Annotated in this window: 15 protein-coding genes, 1 tRNA gene and 2 rRNA genes (1 of these 18 only partly in view); 10 read left to right on the top strand and 8 right to left on the bottom strand. The window is 57.4% G+C overall.

Translation table 11 applies throughout. The features are described 5' to 3' along the window. Positions 1-259 precede the first annotated feature (259 nt). Positions 260-493 carry a hypothetical protein gene (locus RVY76_RS13785; protein ID WP_317374742.1) on the top strand — a complete coding sequence of 78 codons (234 nt, stop codon included), beginning with the start codon at positions 260-262 and terminating at the stop codon, positions 491-493. Positions 494-511: 18 nt separating this feature from the next. Next, positions 512-817 carry a hypothetical protein gene (locus tag RVY76_RS13780; protein ID WP_317374741.1) on the top strand — a complete coding sequence of 102 codons (306 nt, stop codon included), beginning with the start codon at positions 512-514 and terminating at the stop codon, positions 815-817. A gap of 48 nt (positions 818-865) precedes the next feature. On the opposite strand, the gene RVY76_RS13775 is transcribed toward RVY76_RS13780, so the two are convergent. Together RVY76_RS13775 and RVY76_RS13770 are read right to left on the bottom strand one after the other, a co-directional pair. Then, positions 866-1,147, bottom strand: coding sequence for a hypothetical protein (locus tag RVY76_RS13775; RefSeq protein WP_317374740.1), 282 nt, complete (start codon positions 1,145-1,147; stop codon positions 866-868). Between the two features lie 340 nt (positions 1,148-1,487). After that, positions 1,488-2,843, bottom strand: a complete 1,356-nt coding sequence (locus RVY76_RS13770) for a plasmid recombination protein (protein WP_317374738.1) — start codon at positions 2,841-2,843, stop codon at positions 1,488-1,490. A 504-nt stretch (positions 2,844-3,347) separates the two neighbouring features. On the opposite strand from RVY76_RS13770, the gene RVY76_RS13765 reads away from it, so the two are divergent. Then, a complete protein-coding gene (locus RVY76_RS13765; protein ID WP_317374737.1) occupies positions 3,348-5,993 on the top strand; it encodes a TrlF family AAA-like ATPase in 2,646 nt (881 codons plus the stop codon). A 255-nt stretch (positions 5,994-6,248) separates the two neighbouring features. Here the strand turns inward: RVY76_RS13765 and RVY76_RS18720 are convergent, their stop codons facing one another. Further along, entirely contained in the window at positions 6,249-7,298 is a 1,050-nt protein-coding gene (locus RVY76_RS18720; protein WP_410796034.1) for a thermonuclease family protein, read from the bottom strand. 288 nt (positions 7,299-7,586) lie between these two features. Here RVY76_RS18720 and RVY76_RS13760 point away from each other — a divergent pair, with 288 nt between their 5' ends. From RVY76_RS13760 to RVY76_RS13750, 3 genes are all read left to right on the top strand, one after another. Beyond that, positions 7,587-8,141 carry a hypothetical protein gene (locus RVY76_RS13760; protein WP_317374736.1) on the top strand — a complete coding sequence of 185 codons (555 nt, stop codon included), beginning with the start codon at positions 7,587-7,589 and terminating at the stop codon, positions 8,139-8,141. A gap of 74 nt (positions 8,142-8,215) precedes the next feature. After that, positions 8,216-8,587, top strand: a complete 372-nt coding sequence (locus RVY76_RS13755) for a hypothetical protein (RefSeq protein ID WP_317374735.1) — start codon at positions 8,216-8,218, stop codon at positions 8,585-8,587. A 405-nt stretch (positions 8,588-8,992) separates the two neighbouring features. Then, a complete protein-coding gene (locus tag RVY76_RS13750) occupies positions 8,993-10,756 on the top strand; it encodes a retron Ec67 family RNA-directed DNA polymerase/endonuclease (protein ID WP_317376776.1) in 1,764 nt (587 codons plus the stop codon). Between the two features lie 170 nt (positions 10,757-10,926). Here RVY76_RS13750 and RVY76_RS13745 read toward each other — a convergent pair whose 3' ends face one another. Next, positions 10,927-11,055, bottom strand: a complete 129-nt coding sequence (locus tag RVY76_RS13745; protein ID WP_317374734.1) for a hypothetical protein — start codon at positions 11,053-11,055, stop codon at positions 10,927-10,929. A gap of 43 nt (positions 11,056-11,098) precedes the next feature. Continuing rightward, entirely contained in the window at positions 11,099-11,593 is a 495-nt protein-coding gene (locus RVY76_RS13740) for an SOS response-associated peptidase family protein (RefSeq protein WP_317374733.1), read from the bottom strand. Between the two features lie 323 nt (positions 11,594-11,916). On the opposite strand from RVY76_RS13740, the gene RVY76_RS13735 reads away from it, so the two are divergent. The 4 genes from RVY76_RS13735 (at position 11,917) to RVY76_RS13720 (ending at position 15,013) form a co-directional block, all read left to right on the top strand. Beyond that, positions 11,917-12,537 (top strand): DNA-binding protein, encoded by a 621-nt coding sequence (locus RVY76_RS13735; RefSeq protein WP_317374732.1) that lies wholly within the window; start codon positions 11,917-11,919, stop codon positions 12,535-12,537. A gap of 144 nt (positions 12,538-12,681) precedes the next feature. Further along, a complete protein-coding gene (locus RVY76_RS13730) occupies positions 12,682-12,882 on the top strand; it encodes a hypothetical protein (RefSeq protein WP_317374731.1) in 201 nt (66 codons plus the stop codon). Then, the gene (locus RVY76_RS13725; protein ID WP_317374730.1) at positions 12,879-13,313 is read left to right on the top strand and encodes a recombinase family protein; all 435 of its coding nucleotides are present in this window, start codon (positions 12,879-12,881) and stop codon (positions 13,311-13,313) included. Before RVY76_RS13730 ends, RVY76_RS13725 begins: the two co-directional genes overlap by 4 nt. After that, the gene (locus RVY76_RS13720) at positions 13,310-15,013 is read left to right on the top strand and encodes a recombinase family protein (RefSeq protein ID WP_317374729.1); all 1,704 of its coding nucleotides are present in this window, start codon (positions 13,310-13,312) and stop codon (positions 15,011-15,013) included. The genes RVY76_RS13725 and RVY76_RS13720 overlap by 4 nt, the downstream gene beginning before the upstream one ends. Here the strand turns inward: RVY76_RS13720 and RVY76_RS13715 are convergent. The 3 genes from RVY76_RS13715 to RVY76_RS13705 form a co-directional block, all read right to left on the bottom strand. Then, positions 14,992-15,068, bottom strand: a tRNA-Met gene (locus tag RVY76_RS13715). The two genes, RVY76_RS13720 and RVY76_RS13715, sit on opposite strands and share 22 nt — an antisense overlap. Before the next feature lie 111 nt (positions 15,069-15,179). Further along, a 5S ribosomal RNA gene (gene rrf, locus RVY76_RS13710) occupies positions 15,180-15,294 on the bottom strand. Positions 15,295-15,407: 113 nt separating this feature from the next. Further along, positions 15,408-16,587: ribosomal RNA gene (locus RVY76_RS13705) — 23S ribosomal RNA — on the bottom strand (it continues 1,657 nt past the right edge of the window).

Here is a 16,587-nt window from a genome sequence, read left to right as displayed (position 1 = left end):
CTGCGAGCTTGTTGCCGTTTCCAAGCAATCACCACCGGAAATACTTTGTTGTCGGGCCAGGTCAGGTGCAACTTCTGCAGCGGCCACATGACCGTCGGGAAGACTACGAAAACCGTCAGCGGGGCCAGTGCCTGTAAGACGGGAGAAACATCTGCCGAGATAGCCAAAGCGTACTGCAATCCGAGTCGCAGGAACACGCCAACTCAAGTGTTAGCTGCGACATGATGCCGAGCAAATCCTTCCAAACCTCTACCACGCCATGATTCAGGACGGACCCTGCGAGACCTTCCGCCAGGAGTTCGAGGCGCGCCTTCGCGCCGAGCAATCAACGATCGGCGATAACCTGAAGCTGCGAGACAAGATGATCGCCGAGCATCAGGCGAAGGTGGACAACATCTTTTCGGCCATTGAGACAGGCGAGTTTTCCCCGACTCTCGTCGCGCGCCTGAATACCCTCCAAGCCGAGCTCGATCAGATGAAGAGCCAGCGGTAGGCGGCCACGCCGACCCAGGTGGAACTGCCCGACGATCTGCCGACTCTCTACCGCGCCCATATTGGGAATCTCATCGGGATGCTGTCGGAGCCCTCCGTGCGGGACCGCGCCTCTGACGAGCTGCGCGAGCTGATTTCCGCAATCGTTGTCCGTCCCCGCCCGGGCGGCGGACACGAGGTCGAGCTGGAAGGTAAGCTGCCGGAGATGCTCGCAAAAACAAAGGCCGCCGGAGGGGCGGGCTTTCGCTCGAACGAGCGTTCGTTTGAGCTGGTTGCGGGAGCACGCATTGGACTCAACCGATCGTCCTCGGTGCTCTTCGGGTAATACTAAGGCGGGGCCGGCGAGAGGTATCGGCCTTCCTATATGCGGAGGTCATTCCTCCGCTGCGCCTCCAAGTGCGTCGCCTTTCGGCATAGTTCTGTCAGAGCCGTTCCGCCCGACGGGTTTCTCGGCGGCCAAGGCCTCGGCCCTCGCCGCTTCCTCGGCGGTAAGGGCGTCTTCCTCGTCCGCCTCGGCATGCATCTCGTCGACGATCTCGGGGCGCAGCAGGTGCTTGGCGATGCGGCGGCGGTTGGGCGCTGTCGCCACACGTTCGAGTGCGAAGAAGAGCGCGGCGAGCGGGTCCTCGTCCATCGCCGCGATCAGTTCGGGCATCGTGTCGGCGATTGCCTTCGCAATCAGCTTTTCCTGGTTATCCGCCTTGCGGAAGTCGCGCCGCACGGCACGCTGGAATGTGGCAAACGCACGTGCGGTCGCGTCGGACTCGCTCGGCTACGCGGCGCGCTGGCGCTCTTTGCGGAGGGTTTTGGAGTTGGCGAGCTGGGCGTCGAGGAAGTTGGTCATGGTGGTATCCTTGTAGCGAAGTGAAGGGCCCGACCGGGCACCGTTAGTGGGTCACCCTCTCGGGGTACGAAACATTTTGCTCCGACCCGTTCGATCGGTGAGCGAGATCCGCAACTTTTCTTCCACGTTTCAGATAAGCCTCTGCCCTGCCTTAGAACTTTTCGCCATCACCCCGATCCTTGCGTTCGTCTCGGCTCCCATCGTCGTCCCTTTGCATCCCCCCGTTACGCCGTTCGAGACGGCTCAGGATAGCGGGGATCGTCTGACGGATACCGGCGATCGTTTCGCGCACCTCTCGTGGCAGATGTCGGGTCGCCTCGACGATCTTTGCGTCGGCCTTCTCGATTTGCGCCATGGCCCCCGTGACCTTCGCCTGGGCTTCTGCCTTCGCCTTCTTGCGGGCTTCACCGAACAGGCGGAACCAGGCGCGCTCGAACGCATTCGCCGCACGCGCGAAGCCACGCGGTGATCGCTTTCGCAGGGTCTCGACCGTCGGCTCGCAGAGGGTTGCATCCGGTACCTTGGGTGCGTCGGTCAGAACGGGCGCGGCATCGTCATCGGCGGTCTCGACGACGAGAGCCCCGGACACAACGCCTTCGGCGACGGCAAGCACGGTTTCCGCCTCCGCTTCCCGCTCCTCGACCTTCCCCTCGCGATCGGAGAGCTTTTCTTCACGCAGGTCCAGCGCCTGCCTCTCTGCGAGCAGGCGCTGTTCCTGCTCGGCGCGCCACTTCCATGTCTTCGCGTGATACCGGCGTTTCGGACGCTCTTCCCCGTTTTCACGGGCATCGCGGCTCGCAGCGGCGGTTCGCTCTCCACGCACAAGCCCCAGATCCTTGAACCAGTGGCCGACGCTGTCCTGCGCGGCTTCGTAGTCCTTGATAAGCGGGTGGATCGATGGTTGCAGCATTCGTCGCGTCGCGGTTGCCGTCGGCACCTTCGCCCCAGGCTTCGCGATCTCAACATTCGCCCGGGGCATGATAACCGCGTGGATGTGATAGGCGGCCTCATCCCGGTCCGCACGAGCATGGATCACGTCGTCGCCAAAGTTTTCCTTTAGCCAGCCTACAGCGAGTTCGCCAAACTCCTTCTCCCGGTGGTTCTCGCCTTCGCCGAAGAAGTTCGACAGGTCGCCGGCGAACCAGTCCTTGTTGACCGTGAGGATCACCTCGCGCATGGGCCCATGCCGCGTCGGTCGCCAAGGCTGCTTCGGCCCCTCGATGAGACGGCGCTGGATATCCTTCTTGCGCTTCCGCTTCTCCAGAGCCTCGAGTTCTGCCGCGAAGTTCTTGGCCGTCATCTCGCGGATCTCAGCGAGCGCCAGCGACGCCCAGTCCTCGGGACCGATCAGCGGGGGGCCGTTCAGCTTTGTTCGCTCCCGATCAACGTGGCTGAGGTCCCCACCCTTCCGCAGGCGATGCGCCTCGTAGCTCCCAAGCTGGTGCGGGTAGAGCCCCTCGAAGCGAAGCACCACGGGGTAGTCTGTCTTGAGCTGCGAGCCGTCCATCGTTGATCTCCTGAACCGAGGAATTCAGGAGTTGTGTCGATGTCAGGCGATCGGAGAGAAAAAGAGTTGTGCGCAGTCAACCCGCGGGCTCGTGGGCGGCCGCTGAGGTCCGAAGAGAAGCATCAAGCGTATGGCTAAGCTAAAGAAGCTCCAAAAATGAAATTGACTTCCGGCGCAGCGTCGTAGTTGTCAGTGTACGCTTGGGAGAAGAAACTTCAGCCGATAGACGATATCAATCAAAAATCGCGGCCGAAGGGCGGTGAGGAGAAAGGCAGCATTGCGGCTCTACAGTCATCCCCAGGTGACGTGCCATGGAAAAGGTGCCGTTCAAACACTATGCCGTTCAGGCTTGGCGGGTATATAACGTTTCTGGCGCACAGCTCTGCATCGCGACTACGGAAAGGAACCTTATAAGCTGTTGATTGAGGTGGGACCTCCACCCTATACATCGCCTTCAAGAACATGATGTATTCTGTAAGAACAGTTTTACGCGGGAACTGAACATTGAGTGAAGCGATCCAAAAACTTTTTGAGCATGGGGCACCTTGGCTACGGGTAGACTTTCACCTACACACGCGGGCCGATAAGGAATTTCGATATGGGGGTGAGGAAAACCAGTTCATAAATAATTATGTCGACGCGTTAGAATCCACAGGAACACGGCTTGCAGTAATTACGAACCACAATAAGTTCGATTACAAAGAGTTCAAAGCGTTGCGAAAACGTGCGCGCAACGCAGGAATTGGCGTACTGCCCGGAGTAGAGTTGTCTGTAAACGACGGCGCGAACGGAATACACACCCTAATTGTATTCTCTGATGCTTGGTTGGCTGATGGCTATGATTACATAAATCAGTTTTTAAACGTAGCCTTTTCCGGGCGAGTTCCTCAGCAATACGAGAACGAGAACGGCCGAAGCAAAGATGATCTTGTTGACACCTTAAAAGAGTTAGAAAGGTATAATCGCGACTTTTTTATCCTATTCGCCCATGTCGAGAATAATAGCGGTTTATGGAGAGAGATCAGGGGCGGACGGATGGAAGAACTCGCTTCAGACCCCCTTGTTCAAAAGTATACGCTTGGTTTTCAGAAAGTGCGGACGCACGATAAACCCGACGCAGTTTGTCGCGTCAAAGTGAAGGGATGGTGGGGTGAACGCTACCCAGCTGAAGTCGAAGGGTCTGACGCGAAATCAATTGACCAGATCGGCAAAGGCCAGAAAACCTATCTTAAGCTTGGCGACTTAAGCTTTGACGCCGTAAAATTTGCACTCACAGATCATAAATTTCGAGTGTCGAAAGAGGCACCATCAGTTAACCACTCACATATTAAAGCAATTCGCTTTGAAGGCGGGGTACTAAAAGATAAACGTGTTACATTTTCACCGCATTTAAATTGCTTAATTGGCATTCAGGGGAGCGGCAAATCCTCTATTTTGGAAAGTATTCGTTACGGACTTGATATACCATTTGGCGAAATGGCCCAAGACAAAGACTATAAGGACAAACTTGTCCCTCACGTACTCAAAAGCGGAGGCAAAATTGTTCTTGAAGTCGTTGATCGGCATGGTAGAAATTTTGAAATTAGTCGTATTCATGGACAATCGCCAAATGTCTATGTCGACGGTTTCCTGCGCCCTGGAATTTCTATCGGGGAGACCGTCATAACCAAACCACTATATTTTGGCCAAAAAGACCTATCCGCTGTCGGAAGCGGCTTTGGGAATGACCTCGTAGATAAACTTATAGGCAGTGACCTGAAAGGCATCCGCCAAAAGATTAAAGAGCGAACGAACGATCTAAGTTCCTCAATTAGCGAATTCATGGAAATTAGCAGCGACGTCAATGAGTTAGAAGCTTTGCAGACCGAACTAAATAACTTGAATTTCAAACTCGAGCAATTTGACAAGCACGGACTTAAGGAAAAACTTGAAAAGCAATTAGTTTATTACAAAGACTTAGACTACTGCGAGAATATTGAGGAAACAGCTCGAGATTGGCAGAGAGTAATTGACAGATTCGCAATCAAAGCTGAGGAAGAGTTTAATCTTATTGAGGATCGCAAATCTGATTATAACTTTGAGTTCTTCATTGGCTATACCGCGAAGCTACGTGAACTAAAGAGTATATCTATAATGGCCAAAGCCATTTCAGCTAAGATACTACTTATAACATCTGAACTTGACAGACTTCATCAAGAACTAAGGGACAGCCGTGACAGCCTCAAAGAAGAGTTTGCTGAAACGGAACGGAACTTGGTTGTGGCGTTGGAGCAGCAAGGAGTAAGCTCAATTGAGCCCGACGCCTACATTCAACTTACCCAACGCAAGCAGGAACTTGAAGCGCAAATCGCTGAAGTGACTAAGCGCACTCAAAAGAAGAAGTCGAGATTCGACGCTGTTGAGGTTGCGCTGGCTTCGGTCAATGATGCTTGGCATGAAGAGTTCTTGCTTATTTCCGGCGAGTTAGAAAAAATTAACAAATCTCAGACTGCTTTGAAGGTCGAAGCCGAGTTTAGCGGTGACAAGAAAGCTTTCAAAGACCGCTTTGAGCAGGTGCTTCGCGGAAGTGGCATTCGTAGAGAACACTACGAGAATCTTGCTGCTGCTTATCCAAATTTTGGTGAAGTTTTCCGAGATCTGGACTCGGCATCAACTCTTGCAAAGACGAAATCGGAAGACTTCAAGAATCTATTTCTCGCAAATCTATACGCCCTTCTATCGTATCAGGTGCCGAATAGTTATTCAGTGACATACCATGGCAAAGCTCTTTCATCCCATTCCCTTGGTCAACGGGCATCTGCGATGATGCTTTTTCTATTGAGCCAAGAGGGCAACGATCTATTGCTAATTGATCAACCAGAAGATGATCTCGATAGTCAGACCGTGTATGAGGAAGTAGTAAAATTACTTCGCAAGTTAAAGCCTGATCGTCAATTTATCTTCGCAACCCACAACGCGAATTTTCCGGTCCTTGGAGATTCTGAGACTATCACCACTTGCAGCGCCACTGATGAAGAAATTTCAGTATCAACAGGCAACATTGACGACAAAGCTTGTCAAACGAGCGTAATATCTATTATGGAAGGCGGCCCTGAAGCTTTCGATCGGCGTAAAACGATTTATCAAATATGGAAAGCAGATGCAAATTAAAGGTTACTTTACAAAACTTAATTTTAGCCCTCGCTTTTCAATTATGCCTGCGTTTTTTCCGTAATGCTCCTATATGGATGGTTCGAGAGTTTTTAAAGATTATTCTTGGGACACTGATGGCGGACTCGACCACCGTCTTTGCCGGTGAGATCTCTCATCGGTAATATGGAGCAAAGCGGAGTACCGCTTCACCTTTGCCGTGAAGCCTTGGATTGCGAAAGCAGCCCAGCGATTGCCCAGGTCAATACTCACTAATCAGCTGGCACTCCGGCCCTTCGGGCCTGCGTTCCAGCTGTCGTTCGCCAGGGGTTGCACCCCTGGACCCCGGCGCCGCTGACGCGACGCCAAGGGAGACGCGCCGCTCTCCCTGACCCTCTCGGGGCCTTCGGCCGGACCAGAGGGCGCACCGCCCCTCTGGACACCCCGGGCAGGGTCGTTGCTCGCCGCTCCCCCTGCACCCCCTGAAGCGTCCCCCGACGGGCTCGGGGGCGTTCCGCTCGCCCCCAAGGCCCCAGGCTCCCGGAGGATGCCGCTCCGCGCGCCCTCCGAACCTCCCCCGCTCTCAGGGAGGCCGTTCGCACACCTCCCCGAACCCCTCTGAGCATGAGATCGACTGCGCGATGTCCCCGCCGCCTGTTCGGTCGCCGCGGTCTGCCTATCGGGACCGCACCGGCCGCCATCCGGCCGCGACCGCTTCGCTCTCATCGCAGAACCACTGCTCTGCCTCGGTCTCGTCAATCTGCGTTCGGCTGAGTACTTGGACCATGGCGTGTGGTAGATCTTCTCACCGCCCCCGCCGATATTGTCATTGATCGGACATCCCGGACGGGGTGAGGCCGCCGCGGCGCGCTCCCATCTGTTGGACCGGTAGTCCCACGGCGTCTGCGGATCGGCACCGTCCCGCCAGAGCCCAAGCCCCGCTGCGTCGACATCGACATACTCGGTGAACGCCCAGGCCAGTCCCTCCGCGGCAAGAGCTTCGCCCGCGTCGACAACGCCCGCGTAGCAGATCGAGACCAGCCGTCCGTAGGCATCGACATCCTGCAAATCGCAGCGGATCTCCCGGCCTTCCACCAGGTCGGCCAGTCGATCACGCGCCGCGTCGTCGCAACTCCAGCGCCCGCCGGTGGGCAACTCGCAGCGTTGCCCATCCTCGGGGGCGTCGACGCCATGTATCCGCACCGGCACGACGCCGAGCTTGATCGTGTCGCCGTCGGTAACCTCCGCGCTGCCAGTGAGAACCGCGGCGTCGGCCCCGATAGGGGAAAGGCTGAAGCTCGTAGCGAATGCAACGGCTGCCGCCATTCGAGGCATCAGACGCCGCATTCGCGCCTGTTTCAGCCGTCCTACACCCATACCGGTCTCACCCGTTTCCACCGAGCCACTGCCGCGCAACATCGCAGAGAAGTCTTATCCCAGCCTCAAGCCATCTGGCACCCCAGGAACTCCAGCACAAAGGAGAAGGCCAGCACCCTCCGTCGTGCGCGCGTCTTGTGACGCGCACGACGGAGGGTCCCGGCCGAGTGAGAGAGAAAGAAGAAGGTAGGGACCCAGGCCGGACGCGTCGGACATCCACCAACCCATGGAGCCGACATGCTCGACGATACCACCAGCACCAAGATCACCACGACCACCGCGTGGCAGGACCACGTGAGCTACGGAGACATCGTCTCCTTCCGCTTTCCCCTCGCCGAAGAGGACAGCACCGAGGACCCCAAGTCGCGGCCCTGCCTCGTTCTCGATATCGAGCGGCTCGGCAGCCAGCGATACGCGCTGCTCGCCTACGGCACGACGTCCTACCGCCGCTCGAACGTCGGCTACGAGATCCATGTCCGTCGCCGCGCGGAATACCTCCCTGCCGGGCTCAACGAGCCGACGCGTTTCGTCGGTGCCCGCCGCATGTTCGTACCGCTCAACCACAGCGGCTTCGACATTTGCCGCACGACTGGCTCAGCCGTCCTTGGCCGCCTCGACGGTGCGCCATTCGCCGCCATGAACGCGGTACGGGGCCGCATCCATGCCGAGGCCGACATCGCGGCCGATCGACGGTCGAGGCGGCGTCGCTGGCTGCGGCGCGACCGCGACTTCACCGTCGAGAGCCGCGGGCCGCGACGAGAGAGCACGGGCGGAAAGGCGGTGCAGGGATGAGCGCTCTGCCCCCCAAGAACCCGTTCGCAAAGCTCGTCGATCTGACAAGATCCGCCATCTTCTGGAGGAACGACTTGGATCAGCATCTTCGAAGCAACGTCCTCCCATATCTCGACAGTTCTGCACAGGAATACGTCCGAGATCTCCTCGATACTCTCGACGAGGAGGAGGGCATCACCCCCGATCTCGCCATCTTCACCGACATTGCCGTCGTGGAGATCCGGAAAGCAATCGCAGCTGGGACGTCCAAGAAGCAGGTCCCCATTCCAAGGGAACTCCTGATTGGCTGCAAGGAAGCCTACGATATCGAGACGGTGCTCTCTCCGGAAGCCGAAGCCCTGACGGCCGCTCTGCCGCGGATCGAGACGTTCTACAATGCGACGCGCCAGGCCATCGACTACGCAGAGGCGATCCGGCTCAGCATGAGGATGCTCGATCTCAACTGACCCAACGGCACCCCGCGGGGTGCCGTCCTTGAGGCCCCTCGGGGCCCTACTGCCGGGACTGGATCACCCGGCAGAAGGCGCGCCGGCACCCACACCCTCCGTCGCTGCTACCGACGACGCCGGCGCGCCACCTCAACCTTAGCCAAGGTGGAGGGCGAAGAGCCGAAGTTCGGTGCATAAGTCGCGAACGACGGCGATGCACTATAACAGGTTGCGCGCCTCCCACCGTAGTGCCATCAACTAATTCGAGCGCGTGGGCAGATTTTACCGTTGTGTGTTCGCGACGGATGACACCACCGTTAGGTGGATATGCCCTATTCGGGTTTCCTTCAGCATATCTTATGTGACCCTTCGGTTGCCTGAGAGTGCCCACGTGCTCACCAAGACAGATATTTCGTGGATCACATGAGCTCTTTATCCAGAATAAAATTATGCAAAAATATCTCCGATATTGCTTATCTCATTGGATATCAGCCAAAGAAATTATCCTACATTCTCTATAAAATTCCAGACTCATCCAAGTACATAGAGTTCGAAATTCCAAAGGCGACTAAGGGTGTTCGAAAGATATCCGCTCCGATTCCTGAACTCAAACTCGCCCAAAGTAGATTAGCCCGCGTTCTGCAAGATTGCCTTGTCGAAATTGAGGGTAAGCAAATCAGTCGCAAGGACTGCATTGTTTCTCACGGGTTCAAGCGGAATTTGTCAATCTCAACTAATGGAGCCCGACATGTCGATCGAAAGTGGATTCTGAATTTCGACCTTAAAGACTTTTTCCCTTCGATAAATTTCGGCAGAGTGCGCGGATTTTTTATAAAGAACAAGCACTTCTTGCTGGATGAGAAGGCCGCCACTATATTCGCACAATTGGCCTGCAATAATAGTATCCTTCCACAAGGAGCTCCTACGTCGCCGGTAATATCCAATCTCATAGCCAACCACTTGGATATAAGACTCTCAAAAGTCGCCACGAAGAACAGATGCACTTACACACGTTATGCTGACGACATTACCTTCTCAACCAATAAAAGCGTATTTCCAAAATATATAGCGATCGACCGTGAAAATGGTACCTCATCTGGAGACTGGAGACTATCCAAGAAAATCCTCTCCGAAGTCAAAAGATCGGGCTTTGAAGTAAATCCTGACAAAACTCGAATGCTTTTCAAAAGGTCTCGACAAGACGTAACCGGGCTTGTCGTTAATGAAAAAGTTAACGTTAAGCGCGAGTACTATAAGCAGGTCAGAGCTCAAGTACATAGCTTCATCAAAGATGACATTTGCTTTAAGCCGGTTACGATCGGAGGAGCGGAAAGCAAGGCTGCAGTGTCAGGGGCCGCACTCCAAGGTATGCTTAGTCACATTTTTTGGGTCAAGGGTGCCGAATACAATTACAGGAGGTTCAGTAAATTAGAAGGACCTAAGGAACCAGCTTTCTACAGAGATTATCGACGCTTTCTCGATTACACGAGTTTTGTAGCGTCCCCTCAGCCCGTGGTTATTTGCGAGGGAGTAACTGATAATATTTATGTCCAGTGCGCCATCAAACGCAGCACAGTCGCACGACCAAAACTACAAGATGCTGGGTCACCAAGTGGCTTGGCCATTAGGCTTTTTCAGTATGCGAAGATTGACAGCGAATTAAGAGTCCCAAGCTCGGTTCAGCACCTCAACGGTGGCACCGGAGACCTGAAAGGGCTTATCCATAAGTATAAGAGTCGTACAGGCAATTTATCCCACAAAGGATTTGTGTCTCCGGTTATCCTCTTAGTCGATAATGATCAAGGTTCGAGAGACGGCCTGTGGGGGGCGGTTAAAACGGCATCAGGATCAAAGGTGACTGTCGACGGGACAGCGCGATTTTATCACGTCACTAAAAATCTCTACGTTATACCAACCCCTAAATTGGCTGGCGGGAAGGATAGCATGATCGAAGACTTTCTTCCTAAGCCAGTCGTAAGTCAGGTTCTTGGTGGAAAGACATTCAACCCGGACGAAAAAACCTTCGACAGAAATAAACACTATGGAAAACGGATATTGGCCGAGAAAGTTTCGAAAAACCAAGAAAACATAGACTTCAATTCTTTCTCAGAAATTCTTAATATACTGGAGGATGTCTTGAACCACTTCTCGGCGTTTCCGCGTACTCAAGGGCGCGTCAAACTTTGACGTTGACCTGCACCAATTTCGAGCTGCTTCCAGCTTTTCGACACGCATCCTACGAAAATTAGGCTTTAGCGAGACCGAATGCGTCCATATACGAAGGAGACCATTATTCCGCTGCGCCATCAGTCATGTTCGCTTACCGTTGATCATTATTATTTCTGCATCGCTCCGTTCTACCGCCACCCCTCGGCGACGACTTCCAGCGCGTCATTCGGCAGCGGCCGGTTCAGCACACGCGCCTCGTCGAAGGGCGTCGTGAGCCAAGTTTCCCATTCCGCTGGCTTGGTAAGGATCACCGGCATGGACCGGGACGGATCGCTCCGACGATGAAGTTCGCTTCCGTAGTCAGGAAGTCGTGAGATCGGCCTCGACCTCTTTGATCGTCCGCACGGAGGTCCAGCGCCTCCAGGTCCCCGCGAAGAACATCAGGGGTCGATCCTCGCCGCGCGCGAACCAGACGGGGGTTCGCGACTTGTCGGGCTCGACCCGGTATTCGGAGAAGCTGGTGAACTTCACGAGGCCGCCATGCTCGGGGCCGAGCCAGAGCGGCCAGTGCGGTGACCCGAGGTCGCGGATATTGGTCACGCCCGGATCGGCCTTGCGGTTCTTCAGGGCAAAGCTTGGCGATGGCATGCCCCACCGCATCGTCGTCATCTTCTGGCCCTCATCGCCCATGCGGATGACGGGCGCTGTATGGTCGGGGAAGATCGCGGGCTGAGGCGCAAGATTGCCGGTGCTGTCGGCCCAGACTTTTGCGATCTCGCGGATCGCCACTTGGCCTTTCGTCAGAGAATAGTGATTGCAGATCGACCAGCCCTTCGCCGGCAGCGCGACGGTCACCACGGCGCTCCGACGATGACATCACGGCTTGCGGACGGAGCCAAGCTGCATCGCCGACCGTGCCCCGCGATCTCGCTACGCCCGACACTCTCGTGCTACCCGTTGCGACACCTGCACTCAGTCTCCGGCGGCATCACCGATCCTCGCCGGCGATGCTCGTCACCTGGCATGCTCATCCGGCCGAGGCACAGGCTGCCCCGAAGCCTGCTTCGCTGTGAACCGCCGCATACCCCCGGCGATAGCGTCGCCGATAAGCCTCCGTAAAGGAGCGCCGCTGTAACATAGCGTAGCAGGATTACACTACAGCACACCACGGAGGCATCATGGCCGAAGCATCGTCGACGCAGAGAGGCAAAGCCACCAGAGAGGCGGTGTTCGCTGCTGCAAATCAGCTGGACGCCGACGGCACACCGCCGACCGTCGAGAAGGTGGGGAAGATTACTGGCGGTTCGTTCAGCACGATCACGAAGCATCTGCGAGCCTGGCGCGAGGAACGGGCCGCGAAGGCAGAGTTGATGACCGCCGTTCCCGATATGCCCGCAGAGATGACGGCACTTTGGGCCCAGCTCTGGCGTCTTGCCGAGGCCGAACATCAGGAACGGCGCGACGCTTGGCATCATATCCGGCGCGCTCTCGAGGTCGAGATCTCAGAGCGCGACAAGGAGATCGCCCGACTTGAGGCGCTGACCGCCGAGAACCATGCCACAATAGAGCAGCTCACCGAACGCGCGAAGGCCGCGGAAGCCCGGACGGTATCGTTCGGCGGCCTCGGTTATGTGACCTGGCCAGCGGTCAATGCCGGTGGTCCTGAACTGCCATGGACCTTGTTCGACGGGGTGGAGATCGCCGCAGATCTTCATGTCCGCTCAGACGCAGTCTCCGAGGCGCTCCCCGAGGAGAGCGCTTCGGAGACTGCTCAGGAAGCTCAAGCAATAGACGATTGATCTGAACGAGACTGACGATCGCGCCCCCACAGAAAGCGCCCGCGGGTCTCCCCACGGGCGCCGGTGGCCAAAGCTGTGCTGCGGTCTCGGTTGGGCGTCCGCCATGTCGGTTGTGTGGTGCCCGAACTGGAAAGGACTCCGCCGATGCCGCTCGACAGACTGATCGACCTTCTCGCAGAAGCCGCGGTCCGCAAGCTCTCGCAGGAGCGGGAGAAGCAGGAAGCGATGCCTGACGCGATAATCACAACCTACAGGGGAATGCGGCCATACGATGTCCTCATTTGCCTGCGACATATTTTTCAACCGCGCCGTGCCGACGGCAGAACGACGATGGGAAGACCATGACCGACCGAACCAACGCCCTGCTCTACCTGCGTACGGCACACGCGAATGAGGGTGCCATCGCAGAGCAGCGGCATCGGTGCACCGCTCTCGCCGCAGCGCAGGGCTGGAAGGTCATTCATGCCGTCGTCGCCAACGGCGTCAGCGGAGCGGGAGACGCTCCCGGTCTCACGATCCTCCGGGATCGGATCGCAAGCGGCGAGGCGCAGGCCGTCATCGCAATCGACCCGACGCGCATTTCACGCGATCCCGAGAAGCTTCTGGCTTTCGAGCGATTCTGCACGCAAAACGATGCCGACTTATCCTTCGTCGAGCCGGCCGCCAATCTGGGAAGCCTGCGGGCTCCTTTCAGCGACGGCGGAAAGTCCGCCCCCGACATGACCAACGACACCGACCGTCAGAGCGGTTTCCAACCCCCGGAGTTTCGCCTGTGACAAATCACGCCAACGCCGCCACTCCCCGCCGGGTCGCGCTCTACGCCCGCTACTCGACCGACTTGCAGAACCCGATGTCGGTCGAGGACCAGTTTCGTCAGGCGGAGCGCTACGCACGGCAGCAGGGCTGGACGATCGTCGAGCGCTTCTCGGACAGCGCGATCAGCGGCACGGCGGCACGGACCCGGCCGGACTTCACGCGCCTGAAGGACGCGCTTCACACAGGGGCGTTCGACATCGTCCTCGCCGAGTCCCTCGACCGGATTTCCCGCGACCAAGAGCATCTCGCCGGCTTCTACAAGGCCGCGAAGACCGCACGTGTCGAGATCCACACGGTCGGGCGCGGCAAGGTGGATGCGCTTACGCTGGGGCTCTCGTCGATGATGAGCGCCATGTTCCTCGAGGAACTCTCGGACAAGGTGCGCCGCGGCATCGAGGGCAAGGTTCTGAAGGGCCTGAGCGGCGGCGGCCGCATCTACGGATACCGCCCCGGCACCGACGAGCGCGGTGCCCCGGTGAAGGGCACCCTGGCCATCGACGAGATCGAGGCAGCCGTCGTGCGGAGCATCTTCCGCGACTACGCCGCCGGCGTCTCGCCCATCAAGATCGCCAGCCGCCTCAACGAGGAGGGCATCCCCTCCCCGTCCGTGGGTTCGAAGCGCAAGTCGTCGGGGCACTGGAAGCAGAACACGATCAACGGCAACGCCGCGCGCGGCACCGGCATTCTGAACAACGAGCTCTATGTCGGGCGGCGGATCTGGAACCGGCTGTCCTACACGAAGCACCACCAGACCGAGAAGAAGCGCTCGACGCTGAACCCCGAGAGCGAGTGGCACATCGTCGAGGTGCCTGAGCTCAGGATCGTCAGCCAAGAGCTCTGGGATGCCGTGAAGGCGCGTCAGGCGTCGCAGACGAAGCGGCGGTTGAAGGTGGAGACCACCGACCGGAACCGTCTGTCGTCGGGCCAGACGCTCCGGCGCCGAAAGTATCTGCTGTCGGGACTCCTGCACTGTAGCCTCTGTGGCGGACGAATGACCGTCGCCGGGTCGGGCAAATACAAGACCTACTACTGCGCCGACGCCAAGGAGAAGGGCCCGAGCGTCTGCACCGGGTTCCAGGGCCTCCGAGAGAGCGTCGCCCTGCCCTTGGTCCTGTCTGCCCTGCGGGCCGATCTGATGAAGCCCGAGGCCTATGCAAGGTTCCGCGACCGCGTGCACCACCAGCTGAAGGCATCCCAAGGCACGGCCGAGGACATGCTGCGCCTTCACGACGCGCGGGTGAGGCAGCTGGAGGTGGAACAACGCAACTTGGTTGCTCTGGCGAAGCAGGGGCTGGGCTCGGAATCGCTCGTCGCCGAACTCCAGAAGATCGATGCCGACCTCGCGCGCCTCGCAGCCACCCGCGACGACATCGTCCCGCCGGACATCGAGCTGCCCGAGGGTCTGCCCGAGCTCTATCAGGAGATGGTCGGGAACCTTGCAGCGAGCCTCTCCGAGGAGAGCGTTGTCGGACGCGCGGCCGACGAGCTGCATGAGCTGATCGACCGGATCGACGTCGATTGGGACGAAGAGGCGAAGGCTCATCGCTTGATCATCGAGGGTAATCTGCTGGAGATGCTACACAAATCGGCGCCGAGTGAGCTCGACGCCGTTCGTGGTAGTGCGATTTTCGCGGAAGTTGGTTGCGGGAGTAGGATTTGAACCTACGACCTTCAGGTTATGAGCCTGACGAGCTACCGGACTGCTCCATCCCGCGCCGGATGACGGTGCGCAGGTATGCGCGGTCCCGTCGATCATTCTGGGTTTCGGTGGCGGTAGGATCCGGCACCATCATCGTTTCAGAGAGATCATCGGAGCTTCTCGTTAGGTTTGGCGGCGACCTACTCTCCCACGTCTTGAGACGCAGTACCATCGGCGCAACGGCACTTAACTGCCGAGTTCGGGATGGGATCGGGTGTTTTGCTCGCGCTGTGACCACCAAACCGAAAGAGAAGCTTCTGTCCGTTCCGCTTGTTTGAGCGGGCAGGACATCCATCAGTTCCAAGTCGTGTACACTTCGGTGTATGCTTTTGGTCCAGCCAATCTTCTACTGGATCAAATCAAGCCTATCGGACAATTAGTACCGGTCAACTGAGCACATTGCTGCGCTTACATCTCCGGCCTATCGACGTGGTGGTCTACCACGGTCCTCAGGGATACCTTGTTTCGAGGGGGGCTTCCCGCTTAGATGCCTTCAGCGGTTATCCTTTCCGATCATAGCTACCCAGCACTGCCATTGGCATGACAACTGGTCCACCAGTGGATCGTTCACCCCGGTCCTCTCGTACTAGGGGCAACTCCTCTCAAGTATCCTACACCCACGGCAGATAGGGACCGAACTGTCTCACGACGTTCTAAACCCAGCTCACGTACCTCTTTAAACGGCGAACAGCCGTACCCTTGGGACCTGCTCCAGCCCCAGGATGAGATGAGCCGACATCGAGGTGCCAAACGGTGCCGTCGATATGGACTCTTGGGCACCATCAGCCTGTTATCCCCGGCGTACCTTTTATCCGTTGAGCGATGGCCCTTCCACGCGGGACCACCGGATCACTATGGCCGTCTTTCGACTCTGCTCGACTTGTCAGTCTCGCAGTCAGGCTGGCTTCTGCCATTGCACTCAACGAGCGATTTCCGACCGCTCTGAGCCAACCTTCGCACGCCTCCGTTACTCTTTGGGAGGCGACCGCCCCAGTCAAACTACCCGCCACACAGGGTCCCGGATCCGGATAACGGACCGCGGTTAGACATCAAGCAAGGCAAGGGTGGTATCTCAAGGATGGCTCCACCGCGACTGGCGTCACGGCTTCAAAGCCTACCACCTATCCTGCACATGCCTGGCCTGATGCCAGTGTGAAGCTGTAGTAAAGGTGCACGGGGTCTTTCCGTCTAACCGCGGGAAGCCTGCATCTTGACAGGCAATTCAATTTCGCTGAGTCGATGTTGGAGACAGCGGGGAAGTCGTTACGCCATTCGTGCAGGTCGGAACTTACCCGACAAGGAATTTCGCTACCTTAGGACCGTTATAGTTACGGCCGCCGTTTACCGGGGCTTCAATTCAAGGCTTGCACCTCTCCTTTTAACCTTCCGGCACCGGGCAGGCGTCAGACCCTATACGTCGTCTTGCGACTTCGCAGAGCCCTGTGTTTTTAGTAAACAGTCGCCACCCCCTGGTTTGTGCCCCCAGCCACTAGTTGCCTAGAAACTGGGCCTCCTTCTCGCGAACTTACGGAGGT

Source organism: Palleronia sp. LCG004 (assembly GCF_032931615.1).
Classification (GTDB): domain Bacteria; phylum Pseudomonadota; class Alphaproteobacteria; order Rhodobacterales; family Rhodobacteraceae; genus Palleronia.
This window is presented reverse-complemented; position numbering and strand designations above follow the sequence as displayed.